Here is a 16,669-nt window from a genome sequence, read left to right as displayed (position 1 = left end):
GAGTTCCCCCCGCTCGCGCCAGGGCGCAAAAGTGGTTTCGAGGTGGCTTCAAGGACGTTCCGGGGGGCTCTTTCGCTCCCCGGCGAACGAGGTGACACGACGTGGCGGATTGGCGTGCCGAGCGGGATCGCGCTCTGTTGACCCTGGAGCGGGAGAAGCGTCCGGCGAGCCGGGCCGAGGCGGCGGACCTGCTGTTCCAACTGGCCTCCGAGGAGCCCGCGCACGCCGCGGAGTTCCTGGACGTGCTCGCGCGACTGCTCGGGGATGCCCAGCCGGAGGTGCGCCGCTCGGGGGTGAGTCTGGCCTCGGTGGTGCTGCCGCCGGAGCAGCTCCCGGACATGCTGCTGCCCCGCTTGCGCGACGACGACACCCGGGTGCGGTTGGAGGCCACCGGCCGGCTCGCGGACCTGGCGCTGCCCCATGCGCGCGGGGCGCTCGCGGGCATGTTGGAGGACCCCACGCCGGAGGTGCGCTTCGAGGCCGCGCGAGGCATCGCCGCCCTCAAGCACCCCGCGGGCCTGGAGGTCCTCGTGGCCGCGCTGGACGTGGACACGCTGCGCTTCCGGGCGCTGGGGGCGCTCGCGGAGCTGGAGGACGCGCGGGCGCTTCCCGCGGTGAAGCGCCTCTTCGGCAAGTGGCTGCTGCCCGCCTTCGACAAGACGCAGGCGGCCGGCGTGCTGATGAAGCTGGGCGACCCCGAGGGCGCGGACTGGCTGATGCAGCGCACGCGCAAGAAGTGGAGCGCGGACCGGGCGCTCGCGGTGGAGCTGTGCGGCGAGCTGAAGGTGCCGGGCGCGCTGGAGCGGCTGAAGGACATCCTCGGCGACGCGAAGGACGCATGCCGGGGCGCCGCCGCGCGCGGGCTGGGCCGGCTGGGAGATGCCCGGGCGCTGCCCTGGCTGCTCGCCGTGCTGGAGGACCGGAGCGCCCCCGAGGACGACCGGCTGGACGCGGCGGATGGCGTGTGGCGCCTGGGCGTGGCGGAGGGGCTGGAGCGCGTGCGCGCCGCCGTGCCCACCTTCGCCTCGGAGGACGCGCGCAGCGAACTGGAAGAGCTGTTTCGGGAGGGCCCATGAGACTGGTTGATGCGCACTGCCACCTGGAGCCGAAGGACTACGCGGACGTGGCGCCGGTGCTGGAGCGCGCGCGGGCCGCGGGGCTGGTGCACGCGGTGCTGGTGGGGCAGTTCCACGGCCCCGGGGACTGGGGCCACGCGCTGGAGGTGGCCGCGCGGCACCCGGAGTTCCTGTCGCCCACGCTGGGCATCCACCCGCATGAGGCCGCACGCGCCACCGAAGCGGACTTCGAGATGCTGGAGCGCACCTGCGCCCGTCCGGAGCTGCGCGCGGTGGGCGAGGCCGGGCTGGACTACTACTACGACCGCTCGCCGCGCGAGGTGCAGGCCACCGTCTTCCGGCGCCAGTGCGCGCTCGCGAAGCGCCTGGGCAAGCCGCTGGTGGTGCACGTGCGCGACGCGCATGACGACTGCGACGCGGCGCTGGCGGCGGAGGACGTCACGAACGGCGTCATCCACTGCTTCACCGGGGACACGGCCGCGGCGCGCAAGTACCTGGACCGGGGCTTCTTCCTGTCGCTCTCCGGCGTCATCACCTACAAGAAGACCGAAGCCCTCCAGGACGCGGTGCGCTTCGCGCCGCTGGAGCGCCTGATGGTGGAGACGGACAGCCCCTTCCTCGCGCCGGTGCCCCACCGCGGCCGCAAGAACGAGCCCGCGCACGTGCTGGAGACGGCGAAGAAGGTGGCGGAGCTGAAGGGCGTCTCGCTGGAAGAGGTGGCCCGCGTCACCACGGCGAACGCGGCCCGCCTCTTCAACCTCACGCTGGACTGAGCGCGTTGGCCAGGGCCTCCAGGTCCTGGTCCAACTGCGGCATGTCCAGGAGCAGGGCGTCCGGGTCGTAGACGAAGTCCGCCTGCTTCAGCTTCAGCAGGGCCTGCAGCGCGGGCTCGCCCGCGTGTCCACCGAACGCGGCGTGCACCACGCGGCCCCGCTCCAGGTGCAGCGAGCCCTCCAGCGTGTGGTGCCGCAGCTGGAGCTTCCCGCTCTTCTTGCCGCCGCCCAGCGTGCGCAGCAGCTCGCGCGGGGGAAGCTCGTCGAAGCTGCCCCGCACCACCCGGCCCGGGCCGTTGTGCTGCACCCGGTCCTGGAAGAGCGCGTGGACGGTGCGCGCGACCTCCGGCTTGTCGGACGCGGACAGCACCGCCGTCGCGCCCGCCATCAGCAGCCGCTCGCGCGCCTGGGCATCCGGCTCGCCCACCACGGCGATGGGCAGGCCCGCGCTCTCCGGCATGGAGCGGACGGCCTCCAGCAGGTCCATCACTTCCTGCTGTCCCAGCCGCAGGCTCACCACCAGCACGTCGCAGTCCTGCCGCGCCAGGCCGTCCAGGGCTCCGTCCAGCGTGGACAGCGCGTGCGCCACCAGCTCCTGCTTGAGCACCGCCTCCAGCAGCTCCCCGCGCGTGGCTTCGTCCGGTTCGGCGATGAGCACCTGCCGACCCTCGCTGGCCAGCCGGTGCACCAGCAGCGAGCCGCTCTGGAGCTGGCCGACGATGTCCGCCACCACCGGGTCGTAGAGCACGCCCGCGTTCTTGCGCAGGTGCTCCAGCGCCTGCGGCTTGGTGAAGACGCGGCCGTGCGCGTTGCCCGGGTTCTTGGTCAGCTCCAGGAAGCTGTCCACCGCGGCCAGGATGCGCGCGCCCAGGGTGATGTCCTCGCCCTTGGCGCCCTGGGGGGTGCCGGAGCCGTCCCAGGCCTCGTACAGCTGCGCGAGGATGGTGTTCACCTGCGCGGGCAGGTGCACCGTCTCGAAGAGCTTCGTCGGCGCGCGGCAGCACGCCTTCGCCTGGGCCTTCCACTCCGCGTTGGCCGCGTTGCTCGCGAGCGAGAAGTGGCGCTCCGGGGGCTTGCCCAGGTCGTGCAGGTACGCGGCGATGGACAGCGCGGCCAGCTCCTTGTGCGGCATGCCCATGCGCTGACCGACGATGCCCGCCTGTCGCGCCAGCTGCGCCGAGTGGCCCCGGTGCCGGGGCCGGTCCTGCTCCAGCAGGCCCACCATCAGGCTCAGCGTCTCCACGTAGTCCGTGTCGCTGATGAGCCCGCGCGGGCCGCCCGGCTCGCGCCGCTGCGTGGAGACGCGCGCCACGTTCGTGCCGCTGCCGGAGCGCTGCAGCCGCATCCGCGCGTCCGTCTCCAGGCGCATCTGGATGCTGGTGGCGCTGCGTCCCGCGGAGGTGCCACTCCGGCCGGGCTCCGTGCCCACGTGGGTGTTGGACGGCGTGTCCGGACGGCGGGGCCCACCCGTGGAGGGGCCCTCCAGGAGCGTGGTGAACGCGGTGGGGTCGCCGTAGTAGTGCTTGCGGATCGCGGCGGAGATGGCGCTGCGCAGGCCGATGTACGCGTAGACCTCCGACATGCCCGTGACGAGGGCGATCTCATCCAGCAGCGACTTGTTCTGTGGCTCGGCGGCCACCACCGACAACAGCTTGCGCTCCGGATCCACGGCCAGCGGGAGCACGTTCTGCGCTTCCGCCAGCCGGACCGGCAGCTTGTCGAGCACCTTCGTGTCGATGCGGACCTTGGCCAGCTTGTCCGCGGTGACGAAGCGGGTCTGGAACTCGTTGGCCAGGAGCCGCAGCAGCGCGGCCTCCTGGAGCAGGCCCAGCTCCACCAGACAGTCCCCCAGCTTGTGGCCGGTGATCTTCTGGTGCTCCAGACCTTGCTCCACGGCCCCTGGCGTCACGAGGCCGGCCTCAATCAACCGCTCTCCCAGCCGCTTCGCCATGGACTTCAGCCCTCCGAGGAGCCACCGCCCTCACCACCGGACTTCACGGGCGCGCTCGGCGCCAGCGCGCTGAACGGCTTGAAGGTCAGCTCGCCGGGCAGGCTCTTGGGGTCGCGCGGCGGACGGTCCTCACGCGGCGGACGGGCGGGGCGCTCCTCACGGGGGCCACGCTCCTCGCGCGGGGGGCGCTCGGCGCGGGGCTCGCGGGGAGGCCGCGGCGGACGCTCCGGACGGGCCTCCTGCGCGGCGGGCGTCGCGCCGGCCTCGGCGCTGGCCTGCGAGGGCGGGCCCTTGTCGCCACGCGCCTTGCGCTTCTCCTCGCGGTGCTTGCGGCGGCCGCCCGCCTCCACCGGGGCCCGGCCGCGGCCGGTGGGCGCGAAGCCCTTCCAGAGCGGACGGTCGTAGGCGCGCAGGTGCTCCGTCCAGCGCTCGTTCGGATCGCGCTGCATGGCCTCCACCCACGACGCGATGCGCGCGTCGAGCGAGCTGAGCGTGTCCACGATCTGCGCCTCCAGCGTCACCGGCACCTTCACGCCGGGGGCGCCGGACGGGCCCTGCTGGGAGATCGCCAGGTGCGTGAGGTGCTGCTCCAGCAGCGGCGGGAAGCCGGGGATGCCCAGCGTCTTCTCGCGGATCTTCTGCGCGGCCAGCACCGCGTGGCCCACCAGGCGGCCCTCGTCGGAGGTGTCGAAGCCCTTGTCGGAGGCCCCGTCGCCGCCCTTCATCACGTCGTGCAGGAACGCGCCCGCGAGCAGCAGGTCGCGGTCCGCCATGGGGTAGTGGTCCGACACGCGCAGCGTCAGGCGCATCACCGACAGGACGTGCTCGGCCAGGCCGCCGCGCCACGCGTGGTGCACGCCCTTGGCCGCCGGGGCCACCGGCAGCGCCGCGGACACGTGCGCGTCGTCCAGGAACGCCAGCAGGAGCTGCTTCACGTACGGGTCGTTGACGCGCTCGGTGACGAGCTCGCGGATCTGCCCCACCGCGCGCGGGCCACCGGCGCCGCCCTCATGGCGCTCGGCCTTGGGCTCCGCGCGGGGCTCCTTGCCTTCGGAAGCCTTCGCGTCGCCAGACCTGGCGTCGCCAGACTTCGCTTCGCCGGACTTGGCTTCGCCGGACTTGGCTTCGCTGCCCTTGGACTCGGCCTTGGCCTCCGCGGGCGGGGCCGGGGGCGGCTCGAACTCCTGGGGGTCGAGCGGCTCCGGATCCAACCGCTCCATGGCCTCCACGACGACCTGGGTGCGCCCGTGGAAGACGATGACGCTGCCCTGCACGAGGACGTAGTCGCCGCTCTGGAACGCGGGTTCGAGCACGTCCACCTTGTCGAAGACGCGCGCGTCCACGGTGCCGCTCTTGTCGGCGAGGGACAGCGACAGGAACACCTTGCCGCTGCGAGCGTTCACCTTCTCCTTCTTGGTGACGCGGAAGACGGTGTTGACGCGGTCCTTCTCGCGCAGGTCGACCGCGTACACCTTGCGGACGGTCTCGACGGAAGCCTCCGGGGTGGAAGTCGCGGCCTGGGTTTCGTTTTCGGTTGTCATCGCGGGCGCGGACACTAACACCGAGGAGGCCCGGCGAGGGCGAAACAAGTCACGGTCCCTCGTTCAGTTCACCTCGAGCGCCACGGCTTCCAGGTACTCGGCCCCTGGGGAGCCGACCGGCGCCGGGTGGTCTGGCGGCAGGCCCATCCGCACCAGGCGGAACGCGATGCGCGCCTCCTGCTCGCAGGCCGTGGCCACGCACTCCGTGAATGAGCCCAGGCCCACCGGTGGGTGATAACCGACCACGAGCAAGCGTCCTCCGTGCCGGACGCGCCGGAGCGCCAGCCGCGCCTGTTCGATGAAGTCGTCCTCGGACGTCGCGCCCAGGGTGTCCAGCAGCACCAAATCGAAGGTGTCGTCGATGGCGCGCAGCACCGCCAGGGGCTCTCCCTGTTCCACCGTCACCCGGCCGAGCAGTCCGTTGGCCTCCGCGTTCTCGCGCGCCAGGTCCGCCGCGTCCGCGTTGCCGTCGAAGGCGAGGATCTGCTTCGCCCCGTGGCGCCCCGCGTGGACGAAGAGGCCGCCCACGTTGCAGGCGACGTCCAGCACCCGATCCCCGTTGCCCGTCCGGTTCAGGAAGCGGCGCAGCTCGCGGTGGTCATACCCGTAGCCCGTGCCCCGGCCGTAGGTGAGGTCCACCGTGAAGCGCGCCTCCAGCTCCAGCAGGCGGCACCAGCGTGGCGGCGTCCCATACATCACGTGTGGCCGCTGCGCGGGCAGGCCCAGCGCCTGGCGCCGGTGGGTGTCATTGCGCAGCAGCACGGAAGAGGCCCCCGTCACCTCGCCCAGCGTGCGGGTGATCTCCTCGTGGCGGGCGTCCATGGCGCGGGTCAGCGTCTGAACGACGAAGTGCTGATCATACCGGTCCACGATGAGCCCCGGCAGCCCGTCCCCGTCGTCGTTGACGATGCGGCAGAAGCGCGGGTCGTCCACCAGCCGCGCGCGGCGCTCGAAGGCGTGGCGCACGTGGCGGGGGAGGAGCCCCTCCACGGACTCGTCCGCCAGGCCCAGCCGGCGCACGGCCAGGGACGCCTGGAGATCCACGTCGCCCAGGCCCAGGACCTCTCCATCCTCGTCCTTGAGCTGCATGGGCGTTCCGGGCTGGGGCTCGCCTTCGACGGAGACGATGTCCTCGCGGCGCAGCCAGGGGGCGCCATGGCGAAGCTTGCGGGCGGCTTCTCGGGACAGGTAGGTGCTGAGCAAGGTGCGGTCCTCCTCCAGCGCGATGGCGGGCACCCCCGGGGATGCCTTCCATCAAACATGGGCCGTGTCGGGCCTGCTGGCGGCGAGGGCCGTGCCGCCGCCCTGGAGGGCAGGGGAGGGAGCGGCGCTAGAGGACGGACGGAGGCCGCTTGTATGCCTTGAACGTGACCCGCATGAGGATGCCGCTGACCACCAGGGCCAGCGCGATGCCCAGCATGCGCACCGCGGGGGTCCGCCCCAGGACCATCACCAGGAGGGCACCCACGCCCAGCGCCACCGCGCCCAGGACGGTGAAGGTCTGCGCGCGGGCGGCCTTGCCGCTCTGGGGTTTCTTCGCCCGCGCGAGCGCCGGCAGGGACGACGCCTTGCGCCACTTCTCCGCGCCGTCCTCGCGCACCTCGTCGTTGGGATCCACGAGCCCCTGCACGTAGGCGCGCTCGATGTCGCCCAGCGAGGGGAACATCAGCTCTCCGTCAGGGGTGCGCACGCGGTACGCCATGGGGCCGTCCCTCCTCGGGCCACCCTCGCCCGGAAGGGGCGGGGAGCTCAAGCCAGCTCGGTGGCAATCTGCTCAGCGATGCGCAGTCCATCAATGGCGGACGACACGATGCCGCCCGCGTAGCCGCAGCCCTCGCCGGCCGGGTACAGGCCGCGCATGGACACCGACTGCAGGTCGTCGCCCCGGGTGACGCGCACCGGGGAGCTGGTCCGGCTCTCGATGCCGATGAGCTTTCCCTCGTCGCTGATGAAGCCGCGCATCTTCCGGTCGAACGTGCGCAGCGCCGCCTTGAGCGACTGCGTCAGCCGCTCCGGGAAGAGCTGGTTCAAATCCGTGTGCGCCAGGCCCGGGCGGTAGCTGGTGTCCCCGGGGTCCTTCTTCACGCGGCCGGCCAGGTAGTCGGGGATGGTCTGCGCGGGCGCGAAGAAGCGGCCTCCGCCCAGCTTGTAGGCCTCGCCCTCCCAGTGCCGCTGGAACTCCAGGCCCGCGAGCGGCCCGTGGAAGCCCTCGCGCGCGAAGTCCTCGACGGACACCGACACGACGATGCCCGCGTTGGCGAACTTCGCGTTGCGCCGCGAGTTGCTCATGCCGTTGGTGCACTGCAGCCCCTCTTCGGTGGGCGTGGGCACCACGATGCCGCCGGGGCACATGCAGAACGAATAGACGCCGCGCACCTCGCCGTCCACGTCCAGGTTCTCCGCCAGCTTGTAGTCCGCGGGCGGCAGCTTCGAGTGCTTCGCGGCGGCGCCGTACTGGATGCCGTTGATGAGCGACTGCGGGTGCTCCGCGCGGAAGCCCAGCGCGAAGGGCTTGGCCTCCACGCTCACGCGGCCGTCGGCGGCGAAGCGCTCGTACAGCTCGCGCGCGGAGTTGCCCGGCGCCAGGATGACGCGGTCGCTCTCCAGCGTGCGCCCGTCCGCCATCTTCACGCCCGCGATGTGGCCATCGCGGTAGAGCAGGTCGTCCACGCGCTGCTCGAAGTGCACCTGGCAGCCGCCGGCGATCAGCTCCTCGCGCAGCTTCGCCACCGCGCCGGGCAGCAGGTCCGAGCCGATGTGCGGCTTGCCCTCAATCAGGATGTGGTCCGGCGCGCCGTAGCGGGCGAAGGCTTCAATCACCTTGCGCACCATGGGGTGGTTGATGCGCGTGGACAGCTTGCCGTCCGTGTACGCGCCCGCGCCGCCCTCGCCGAAGTTCATGTTGCTCTCGCGGTCGAGCGTCCCGTCGCGCATGAGCTTCGCCACGTCCTTGCGGCGCGTCACCACCTCCTTGCCGCGCTCCAGCAGGATGCTGCGCACGCCGCGCTCCAGCAGGCCCAGCGCGCAGAACAACCCCGCGGGTCCGGTGCCGATGATCAGCGGCAGCTTCTCCGGCTCCTTCACGCGCGGCGGCGCTTCCGGCGGGGGCGGGGCCTCGCTCACGTCCGGGGGCAGGCGGGGCGCCTTGCGGCCCGGGGCCAGCTCCACCTCCAACGTGTAGATGTAACGGGGGCTGCCCTTCTTGCGCGCGTCCAGCACCGAGCGCACCACGCGCACGGAGGAGAGGTCCCCCCGGGTGACTCCCAGCTTCTCCGCGGCGCGCTGGCCGAGCAGCTCCTCCGGCTCGTCCAACCACAGCCCGATGTTGTTCACCCGGTACGCCATCTTGGTCTTGCTCCTCGGTGGGGGGGCGTATGTGCTCCACCCCCCGGAGGGAATGCAAGCACTTGAAAAGACGAGCTGCCCTCAAGGGAGGGGGGCGCGGGGTAGGTGCGTACCCGCGGATGCACCCGGCCCCCGATTCCAGGCCGGCGGAACGCCCAGGTGCGTAACCCCCTTCGCACCTTCCACGTTCCGTGCCGTCCACGCCGGCCCTTCAACCCCCGAGGACTGCTGGAGAATCCGTTTGGAAGAGAACGACTGGCACGGAGGTTGAACACCGGAGCCGAAGTTGACGCGGCGCCTGGACACGTGGCGCCGATTCCGGAGGCAAATCCCGTGAGCACCGACCAGAAGGGCACCCGCATCCTCGCGCGCACGTTCTTCAACCAGCTGCGCGCAAGCGGTTACACGCCGCACCAGGTCATTGGCATCGCGACGGAGCTGCTGGAGCTTGTCACCACCGACCTGAAGGAAGGCGACAAGGAAGTCGCGCCCCAGCCGGCGCCGGCCGCGGAAGCGAGCCCGGGTTGGCAGCAGCGCGTCTAGCCCGTTAGAATCCCCTGCACAGACCCTCCGCGGGTGAGCGGGCTCCGGACCGGTTCCGGGGTCCCCGCCCGCGAGGCGACGGGAGCGAACCGGCGGCCGCCGGTTTTTTTGTTCCCTGCTCGCCCCCAGGGCTTCGACGCACTGTGTCGTCAGGGCTGTGGTTGGCGCCGGCGCTCGCGGGCCGCGGCGGCGGCGATGACGAGCAGCGCGGCGGTGAGCGCGGTGAAGACGAGGCTCGCGGAGGTGGGGGCCGTCAGCGCGAGCAGGCCCAGTCCCGCGAGGAACGCGAGCACGTCGACGGCGGCGGGCCGGGGTTGTGGGAGCACGAGCACCGTGGCGCACCCGGCCAGGGGCAGCCCCAGCGCGACCTGCCGGAAGATGGCATCGGTGCTGGTGCGCACCGTCTCCCAGTAGTTGATGAGGATGGCGGCGAAGATGACCACCGTGCCTCCGGCGAGCACGAGCACGCCCGCGGCCGCGGCGTCCTTGGTGAGCCGGGCCTTCTCGTCGAACTGTTGCACGGCCAGGTCCACCAGCTGCTCCAGCGCGCTGTTGAGGATCTCCGCGAAGAAGATGAGCAGCACGCAGAAGATGAGCGTCACCTTCTCCGCGAGCCCCAGCGGGATGCCGCTGCCCACCAGCCCCACGAGGACGCCGGAGATGAGGTGGATGCGCATGTTGCGCTGCCAGGCCACGGTGTGGATGAGGCCCGCCCACGCATGTCCGAACGAGGCGAACAGCCCGTTGCTGCGGCGGGAGGGAAACTGGGGGCGGGAGGGTGCAGGAACGGTCATCGGAAGGTGAAGGGGTGGGCAGGCTAGCACCCACGGGTGCGATTGCTGCTTCCGAGTGAACGGGTAAGGTCGGCCGCGTGATGCGAACATCCCTGTCGTCCTGGTCGCGCGTGCTGGCGCTGACCCTGCTGTGCACCTCCGTCCTCGCTCAGGGGCAGGACGTCCCGGAAAGGTTCGAGGGAGACGACCTGGGCCTGGAGCCGCCGGGTGTTCAATACCTGCCAGCCCCGGGGCCCAGGGCCCACGAGCAGCGCCGGCTGTCCTCCAGCGAGCCCCCCGTGGTGCGGCGCGAATCCCGCGGCGCGAAGGCGGCCGGCGTGCCGCAGTCGCGGCTGGGGGAGGGCGCGCTGTCCGGCAAGGTCATCTACCTGAGCCCGGGCCACGGCTTCTACCGCGACGCCGGGCTCAAGCGCTGGGCGACGCAGCGGCCCAACAGCTGGGGCGTGGTGGAGGACTTCATCTCCGTGGAGGTGATGTCCCAGGAGCTCCTGCCCATGCTCATGGCGGCCGGCGCGACGGTGGTTCCGGTGCGCGAGACGGACCTGAACCCGCTGCTCGCGACCGTGGACAACGGGGGCACGGGCTACGTGGAGAGCGGGGACGCGGCGCGCTTCCACGCCTCTGAACAGAAGGGCTGGGCTCAACCGCCCATCCCCATGGGCAACAACGTGGAGCCGTTCACGCTGGGCACCACGCGCCTGCTGGACACCGCGGCGACCGCCACCGCGCGCGCGACGTGGACCCCGGACGTGCCGGCGGACGCGGCCTACAACGTCTACGTCTCCTACGGCTCCGACCCCTCGCGCGCGTCGGACGCGCACTACGTGGTGAAGCACTCGGGCGGGGAGAGCCACTTCCGCGTGAACCAGCGCCGCCACGGCGGGACGTGGGTGCTGCTGGGGCGCTTCTATTTCAAGGCGGGGCAGCACCCGGAGTCGGGCGCGGTGGTGTTGGAGAACGACTCGGCGGCGGGCGCGGGCGCGACGCTGTCGGTGGACGCGGTGCGGCTGGGCGGCGGCAGGGGCCTGCTGGGTGACGCGGCGCAGGGGCCGCTGCTGCGCCCCCGCTTCGAGGAGAGCGCGCGCTACCACGTGCAGTACAGCGGGGCGCCCTTCAGCGTGTACGCGCCGACGGGGGCCAACGCGCTGTCCAACGAGCGCAACGCGGACGTGAACGCCCGGCCGCGCTTCGCCGCGTGGCTGCACGAGGAGGGCGAGGACGCGGTCTACGTCGGCTGGCACACCAACGCGGGCACGTCCGGCACGGTGATGGGGACGGAGGGGTACGTCTATGGGCCGAACCCGGTGGACGGCACGCTCAACTTCACCGGCGTGGCGGGCAGCGACGTGATGGCCCGGGCGCTGCTCGCGCAGATTGAGACGGACCTGAAGCGCGAGGTGGATCCGAGCTGGCGCGTGCGCAGCCTGCGCTCGGCGAACCTGGGCGAGGTGAACCCCACGCACAACCCGGAGATGCCCAGCGTGCTGCTGGAGATGGCCTACCACGACAACGCGTCGGACGCGGCGAAGCTCAAGGAAGCCCGCATGCGCCACGTCGCCGCGCGCGCCATCGTGCAGGGGTTGATCAAGTACTTCGCGGCCCGCGACGGCGCGGCCGTGCACCTGCCGCCGGAGGCCCCCGGCGCGGTGGCGGCGCGCAACGCGGCGCCGGGCGCGGTGGAGGTGAAGTGGACCGCCCCGCCGCAGGTCGCCTCCGAGGAGGGCCGTGACGCGCCCACGGGCTATCGCCTCTACCAGAGCGTGGATGGCTTCGGCTGGGACGACGGCATGCCGGTGCAGGGGACCTCGGCCACCGTCACGCTGACGGCCGGCACGCTGCGCTACTTCCGCGTCGCCGCGGTGAACGCGGGCGGCGAGTCCTTCCCGTCCGCCACGGTGGGCGTGCGCGTGGGGGATGTGTCGCCGGTGCTGCTCATCAACGCGTACGAGCGGCTGGACGCGACGGTGGCGTGTGGCGAGGAGCTGAAGACGCCGTACGACCTGGAGGCCCCGCTGCGCGTCTACCTGGAGGCGACGAACGACGGCAGCTACCTGCGCCAGCACGGCGCGGCCTTCGCGCAGTCCGCGGTGGCGTTCGACAGCGCTGCGGGCAACGCGCTCGCCGCGGGGCTGGTGTCGCCCGCGGGGTACCGGCTGGTGGACTGGTCCGCCGGGCGCGGGGGCGTGAGCGGCGCGGGCCCGAGCCGGGCCGAACAGGATGCCCTGCGCGCGTTCGTCACCGGCGGCGGGCACCTGCTGCTGTCGGGGAGCCGGACGGTCTCCGCGCTCGCGGAGGGCAGCGCCGACGACAAGCTGTTCCTCTCGGACATCCTGCGGGTAGCCCCCGCCTCCACCTCCACGGTGGCCAGCGTGGGGGGCTCGCAGGGCGGCTTCCTCTCGGGCCTGGCGGTCACGCCGCTGGCGGATGGGACCCGCGAGGCGTACCCCGTGGGGCTGACGGATGTGCTGGCGCCAACGGGCGGCGGCGAGGCGGTGCTGAGCTACGGCTCCACCAGCGCGAGGGCGGGCGTCCTGTCGGGCACCGCGCCGGCGGGACAGGTGCTGGTGCTGGGTTTTCCGTTTGAGGGCCTTTCATCCAACCAGGAGCGGTCGCGGCTGGTGGGCGCGTTCCTGGTGCGCACGGGGCTTCTTGCCCAGACGCCGGCGCTGCCTCCCCTGGTCGCGGCGCCGGCGGTCAGCCCCCGGCCGCTGTCGTCCTGCGTGGCGGTGCGGGCGGTGGATCCGCATCCACCGTCGAAGCCGCCGCCGGTGGACCCGCCGCCGGAGCCGACGGTCGTTCCGGTCCTTCCGGACGTCTACGCCGGCCTGGGGGATAAGGGCTGCGGGTGCGGGGCGGGGGCGGCGGGAACGGCTTCCGGGCTCTGGGTGTTGCTCGGGGTGATTGTTCAGCTCCGGCGCGCGCGCTCGAAACCGGGCCACGCGAGGCGTTGACTCGGCGGGGGCGCCTGCCTACGGTCGGCCGCCTTCTTTACGAGACTCATGACGGGTGGGCCGCAAGGGCCCACTCCTGCAAGGGAGACGGAGAACATCATGGCCATCAAGCTCGCCATCAACGGCTTCGGTCGTATCGGTCGCTGCGTCCTGCGCGCCGCGCTCAGCCGCAAGGAAGACCTTGAGATCGTCGCCATCAACGACCTCGACAAGCCGTCGGCGCTGGCCCACCTGTTCAAGTACGACTCCGTGCACCGCACGTGGCCGGGCGAGGTGAAGGCCACGGACAAGGGCATCGTGGTGGACGGCAGGGAGATCGCCGTCACCGCGGAGAAGGACCCCACGGCGCTGCCGTGGAAGAGCATGAACGTGGACGTGGTGCTGGAGTGCACCGGCCGCTTCACCTCTCGCGAGGGCGCGGAGAAGCACCTCAAGGCGGGCGCGAAGAAGGTCCTCATCTCCGCCCCGGCCAAGGGCCCGGACATCACCATCGCGTACGGCATCAACCACGCCGAGTACGACGCGTCCAAGCACCACATCGTGTCCAACGCCTCGTGCACCACGAACTGCCTGGCGCCCATCGCCAAGGTGCTGGTGGACAACTTCGGCGTCGAGAAGGGCCTGATGACGACGATCCACAGCTACACCAACGATCAGCGCATCCTGGACCTCACCCACGAGGACATGCGCCGCGCCCGCGCCGCCGCGCTCTCCATGATCCCCACCAGCACGGGCGCCGCGAAGGCCATTGGCGAGGTGCTGCCTTCCCTCAAGGGCAAGATGCACGGCCTGTCGGTGCGCGTCCCCACCCCGAACGTGTCGCTGGTGGACCTGACGGTGAACACCACCAAGAAGGTCACGGCGGAGGAGGTCATCGCCGCGTTCAAGAACGCCGCCGCCACGCAGCTCAAGGGCGTGCTGGAGTTCAGCGACGCGCAGACGGTGTCGGTGGACTACAACGGCAACCCGCACTCGGCCATCTTCGACGCCACCAACTGCTACGTGATGGGCGACAACCTGCTCAAGGTCATGGCCTGGTACGACAACGAGTGGGGCTTCTCCAACCGCATGGTCGACACGGCGAAGTTCCTCGTGTCCAAGGGCCTGTAGTCCCAAGGCTCCGCACACCGGCACGTTGGGCTGACCGAGACAGGCACAAGGGACACCAAAGATGATCCGCTACATCGATGACCTGCAGTTGACCGGCAAGCGCGTCTTCATCCGCGTGGACTTCAACGTCCCGCTGGAGGGCCGCCGCATCACCGACGACACCCGCATCCGCGAGGCGCTGCCCACCATCCGGCGCGCGCTGGAGATGGGGGGCAAGGTCATCCTGGCGTCCCACCTCGGTCGGCCCAAGGGGCCGGACCCCAAGCTGTCGCTGGAGCCCGTGGCCGCGAAGCTCGTGGAGCTGCTGGGCGGCAAGCACGAGGTCATCCTCACGGATGACTGCGTGGGCGACGGCGTGAAGAAGCAGGTGAAGGAGCTGAAGGAGGGGCAGGTCGTCCTGCTGGAGAACCTGCGCTTCCACAAGGAGGAGGAGGCGAACGACGAGGCCTTCTCGCGCGAGCTGGCGGCGCTGGCGGACGTCTACGTCAACGACGCGTTCGGCACGGCGCACCGCGCGCACGCGTCCACGGCCGGCATGGTGCCCTTCGTGAAGGAGAAGGCCGCCGGCTTCCTGATGCGCAAGGAAATTGAGTACCTGGGCAAGGTGCTCAAGACGCCGGAGAAGCCCTTCGTGGCCATCCTGGGCGGCTCCAAGGTGAGCGACAAGATCAAGGTCATCGAGAACCTGCTGCCCAAGGTGGACGCGCTGCTCGTGGGCGGCGCGATGGCGTACACCTTCCTGAAGGCGCAGGGCATCGAAGTGGGCAAGAGCCGGGTGGAGGAGGGCGACAAGCTGGCGCTGGCGGCGAAGCTGCTGGACACGGCGAAGCGCCTGAAGACGCCGCTGGTGCTGCCCATCGACCACATCGTGGGCACGGAGCCCACGGAGAAGAGCGTGGCGAAGGAGACGCCGGACCAGGACGTGCCGCCGGACATGATGGGCCTGGACATCGGGCCCAAGACGCGCGCGATGTTCACGCAGCGCATCCGCGACGCGAAGACGGTGGTGTGGAACGGGCCCATGGGCCTCTTCGAGGTCTCCAAGTTCGCGGAGGGCACGCGCTCGGTGGCCGCGGCGATGGCCATCAACACGCAGGCCACGACGGTGATTGGCGGCGGCGACAGCGCGGCGGCGGTGGAGCAGATGGGCTACGCGTCCAAGCTGAGCCACGTGTCCACGGGCGGCGGCGCGTCGCTGGAGTTCCTGGAGGGACGGGAGCTGCCGGGCATCAAGGCGTTGGAGACGAAGTAGACCCCCACGCAGTACCCACCGCGGAGACACCACGATGGCCCACGCTCGTCGGAAGATCGTCGCTGGCAACTGGAAGATGAACAAGACGGTGCCCGAAGCGCTCGCGCTGGTGCGGGAGCTTCGCGGCGCGGTGGCGGGGTTGGGCGACAAGGTGGAGGTCGTCATCGCGCCTCCCTTCGTGGCGCTGCAGCCGCTGCACGTCGCGCTGGAGGGTGCGCCCATCCAGCTGGCGGCGCAGAACTGTCACTGGGAGTCCTCGGGGGCCTTCACCGGGGAGATCAGCGCGCCGATGCTGGTGGAGCTGGGGTGTGCCTACGTCATCGTGGGGCACTCGGAGCGCCGGCAGTTCTTCGGGGAGACGGACGCCACGGTGAACAAGCGGGCGAAGGCCGTGAAGGCCACGGGCATGACGCCCATCGTCTGCGTGGGAGAGACGCTGGCCGAGCGCGAGGCGAACCAGACGCTCGCGGTGGTGGAGCGCCAGGTGCGGGGCGCGCTGGAGGGCTTCTCCGGGGCGGACGTGGCGACGTTCGTCTTGGCGTACGAGCCGGTCTGGGCCATTGGGACGGGCCGGACGGCGACGACGGCGCAGGCGCAGGAGGTCCACGCGGCCATCCGGAGCTTGCTGGGCCGCCTGTATGACGAGGGGACGGCACAGCGGGTGCGGATCCAGTACGGCGGCAGCGTGAAGCCGGACAACGCGGCGGAGCTGCTGGGGCAGCCGGACGTGGACGGGGCGCTCGTGGGGGGAGCGAGCCTCAAGGCGGCGGACTTCGTGGCCATCGTGAAGGCGGCCGGCTAACAGAAGAAGAATCCCCGTTAGAAGTTGTCACCCGTTGACTTCTTTGTGTAGGGTGCGCCCTCTTTCCACGGAGCGTCTGGAAGCGCCATGCTGACCTTCTTCACGATCGTGCACGTCCTGCTCTGCGTGTTCATGATCTTCGTCATCTTGCTGCAGCCGGGGAAGGACGCCGGCATGGGTTCCGCCCTGGGTGGCGGCGCCGCGACGAGCGCCTTCGGTGGGCGCGGCGCGGTGACCTTCCTGAGCAAGCTGACGGGCATCTGCGCCGGCTTGTTCTTCCTGACCTCGCTGGGCCTGTCGTTCGTGGGCCTGCGCGGTTCCGTGGCGGCGGGCGGTTCCGTCGCCACTCCTTCCAAGGCGGCCTCGGCTCCGGCGACCCCGGGGGCGACGACGCCTGCTCCCGCGGCACCGGGGAGCGTGGAGCAGGAGCGTTCCGCGACGCCGCCGGCGGAGGGCCAGCAGGCTCCCGCGCCGACGATGCCTGCTCCTGCGCCCGCGCAGTAGCCGTCAGGCTGTACCGACTTCACGCGT

Annotated in this window: 14 protein-coding genes; 8 read left to right on the top strand and 6 right to left on the bottom strand. The window is 71.4% G+C overall.

The window, feature by feature from the left end; all coding sequences use genetic code 11:
- Positions 1-101 precede the first annotated feature (101 nt).
- Both FOF48_RS14035 and FOF48_RS14030 read left to right on the top strand, forming a co-directional pair.
- A complete protein-coding gene (locus FOF48_RS14035; RefSeq protein WP_143901734.1) occupies positions 102-1,076 on the top strand; it encodes a HEAT repeat domain-containing protein in 975 nt (324 codons plus the stop codon).
- Positions 1,073-1,849 carry a TatD family hydrolase gene (locus FOF48_RS14030; RefSeq protein WP_143901732.1) on the top strand — a complete coding sequence of 259 codons (777 nt, stop codon included), beginning with the start codon at positions 1,073-1,075 and terminating at the stop codon, positions 1,847-1,849. The genes FOF48_RS14035 and FOF48_RS14030 overlap by 4 nt, the downstream gene beginning before the upstream one ends.
- Here FOF48_RS14030 and FOF48_RS14025 read toward each other — a convergent pair.
- The 5 genes from FOF48_RS14025 to FOF48_RS14005 form a co-directional block, all read right to left on the bottom strand.
- Positions 1,836-3,800 carry an HD domain-containing phosphohydrolase gene (locus tag FOF48_RS14025; RefSeq protein WP_143901730.1) on the bottom strand — a complete coding sequence of 655 codons (1,965 nt, stop codon included), beginning with the start codon at positions 3,798-3,800 and terminating at the stop codon, positions 1,836-1,838. The genes FOF48_RS14030 and FOF48_RS14025 overlap by 14 nt on opposite strands.
- A 5-nt stretch (positions 3,801-3,805) precedes the next feature.
- Positions 3,806-5,341: an HD domain-containing protein gene (locus tag FOF48_RS14020; RefSeq protein ID WP_186001895.1), complete on the bottom strand. Its 1,536-nt coding sequence runs from the start codon at positions 5,339-5,341 to the stop codon at positions 3,806-3,808.
- A gap of 63 nt (positions 5,342-5,404) precedes the next feature.
- Positions 5,405-6,544 (bottom strand): class I SAM-dependent rRNA methyltransferase, encoded by a 1,140-nt coding sequence (locus FOF48_RS14015; RefSeq protein ID WP_143902179.1) that lies wholly within the window; start codon positions 6,542-6,544, stop codon positions 5,405-5,407.
- A gap of 127 nt (positions 6,545-6,671) precedes the next feature.
- Positions 6,672-7,043 (bottom strand): hypothetical protein, encoded by a 372-nt coding sequence (locus tag FOF48_RS14010; RefSeq protein ID WP_143901726.1) that lies wholly within the window; start codon positions 7,041-7,043, stop codon positions 6,672-6,674.
- Between the two features lie 47 nt (positions 7,044-7,090).
- Positions 7,091-8,686, bottom strand: coding sequence for an NAD(P)/FAD-dependent oxidoreductase (locus FOF48_RS14005; protein ID WP_143901724.1), 1,596 nt, complete (start codon positions 8,684-8,686; stop codon positions 7,091-7,093).
- A gap of 333 nt (positions 8,687-9,019) precedes the next feature.
- Between FOF48_RS14005 and FOF48_RS14000 the strand changes: the two genes are divergently transcribed.
- Complete coding sequence (locus FOF48_RS14000; protein WP_143901722.1) at positions 9,020-9,229, top strand: hypothetical protein; 210 nt, start codon at positions 9,020-9,022, stop codon at positions 9,227-9,229.
- A 149-nt stretch (positions 9,230-9,378) separates the two neighbouring features.
- Here the strand turns inward: FOF48_RS14000 and FOF48_RS13995 are convergent, their stop codons facing one another.
- On the bottom strand, positions 9,379-10,023 hold the full coding sequence (locus FOF48_RS13995; RefSeq protein ID WP_143901720.1) for a diacylglycerol kinase family protein: 645 nt from the start codon (positions 10,021-10,023) through the stop codon (positions 9,379-9,381).
- A gap of 80 nt (positions 10,024-10,103) precedes the next feature.
- On the opposite strand from FOF48_RS13995, the gene FOF48_RS13990 reads away from it, so the two are divergent.
- From FOF48_RS13990 to secG, 5 genes are all read left to right on the top strand, one after another.
- Positions 10,104-12,974 carry an N-acetylmuramoyl-L-alanine amidase gene (locus FOF48_RS13990; protein ID WP_143901718.1) on the top strand — a complete coding sequence of 957 codons (2,871 nt, stop codon included), beginning with the start codon at positions 10,104-10,106 and terminating at the stop codon, positions 12,972-12,974.
- Positions 12,975-13,073: 99 nt separating this feature from the next.
- A complete protein-coding gene (gap, locus tag FOF48_RS13985) occupies positions 13,074-14,084 on the top strand; it encodes a type I glyceraldehyde-3-phosphate dehydrogenase (RefSeq protein ID WP_143901716.1) in 1,011 nt (336 codons plus the stop codon).
- A gap of 61 nt (positions 14,085-14,145) precedes the next feature.
- Positions 14,146-15,336 carry a phosphoglycerate kinase gene (gene pgk / locus FOF48_RS13980; protein ID WP_143901714.1) on the top strand — a complete coding sequence of 397 codons (1,191 nt, stop codon included), beginning with the start codon at positions 14,146-14,148 and terminating at the stop codon, positions 15,334-15,336.
- A 34-nt stretch (positions 15,337-15,370) separates the two neighbouring features.
- Positions 15,371-16,138: a triose-phosphate isomerase gene (gene tpiA, locus FOF48_RS13975; protein ID WP_143901712.1), complete on the top strand. Its 768-nt coding sequence runs from the start codon at positions 15,371-15,373 to the stop codon at positions 16,136-16,138.
- Between the two features lie 87 nt (positions 16,139-16,225).
- Complete coding sequence (gene secG / locus FOF48_RS13970) at positions 16,226-16,642, top strand: preprotein translocase subunit SecG (protein ID WP_143901710.1); 417 nt, start codon at positions 16,226-16,228, stop codon at positions 16,640-16,642.
- Positions 16,643-16,669: the final 27 nt, after the last annotated feature.

The sequence above is a fragment of the Corallococcus sp. Z5C101001 genome (assembly GCF_007352635.1).
Classification (GTDB): domain Bacteria; phylum Myxococcota; class Myxococcia; order Myxococcales; family Myxococcaceae; genus Corallococcus; species Corallococcus silvisoli.
Note: the sequence above shows the minus strand (reverse complement) of the source record. Positions and strands in the feature narration are given on the sequence as shown.

What these genes read in the sequence shown, in the direction of transcription:
- FOF48_RS14005 (WP_143901724.1), bottom strand. Translation starts at nt 8,686, where the DNA reads ATGGCGTACCGGGTGAACAACATCGGGCTGTGGTTGGACGAGCCGGAG.
- FOF48_RS13990 (WP_143901718.1), top strand. Translation starts at nt 10,104, where the DNA reads ATGCGAACATCCCTGTCGTCCTGGTCGCGCGTGCTGGCGCTGACCCTG.
- FOF48_RS14025 (WP_143901730.1), bottom strand. Translation starts at nt 3,800, where the DNA reads ATGGCGAAGCGGCTGGGAGAGCGGTTGATTGAGGCCGGCCTCGTGACG.
- secG (WP_143901710.1), top strand. Translation starts at nt 16,226, where the DNA reads ATGCTGACCTTCTTCACGATCGTGCACGTCCTGCTCTGCGTGTTCATG.
- tpiA (WP_143901712.1), top strand. Translation starts at nt 15,371, where the DNA reads ATGGCCCACGCTCGTCGGAAGATCGTCGCTGGCAACTGGAAGATGAAC.
- FOF48_RS13995 (WP_143901720.1), bottom strand. Translation starts at nt 10,023, where the DNA reads ATGACCGTTCCTGCACCCTCCCGCCCCCAGTTTCCCTCCCGCCGCAGC.
- gap (WP_143901716.1), top strand. Translation starts at nt 13,074, where the DNA reads ATGGCCATCAAGCTCGCCATCAACGGCTTCGGTCGTATCGGTCGCTGC.
- pgk (WP_143901714.1), top strand. Translation starts at nt 14,146, where the DNA reads ATGATCCGCTACATCGATGACCTGCAGTTGACCGGCAAGCGCGTCTTC.
- FOF48_RS14020 (WP_186001895.1), bottom strand. Translation starts at nt 5,341, where the DNA reads ATGACAACCGAAAACGAAACCCAGGCCGCGACTTCCACCCCGGAGGCT.
- FOF48_RS14010 (WP_143901726.1), bottom strand. Translation starts at nt 7,043, where the DNA reads ATGGCGTACCGCGTGCGCACCCCTGACGGAGAGCTGATGTTCCCCTCG.
- FOF48_RS14030 (WP_143901732.1), top strand. Translation starts at nt 1,073, where the DNA reads ATGAGACTGGTTGATGCGCACTGCCACCTGGAGCCGAAGGACTACGCG.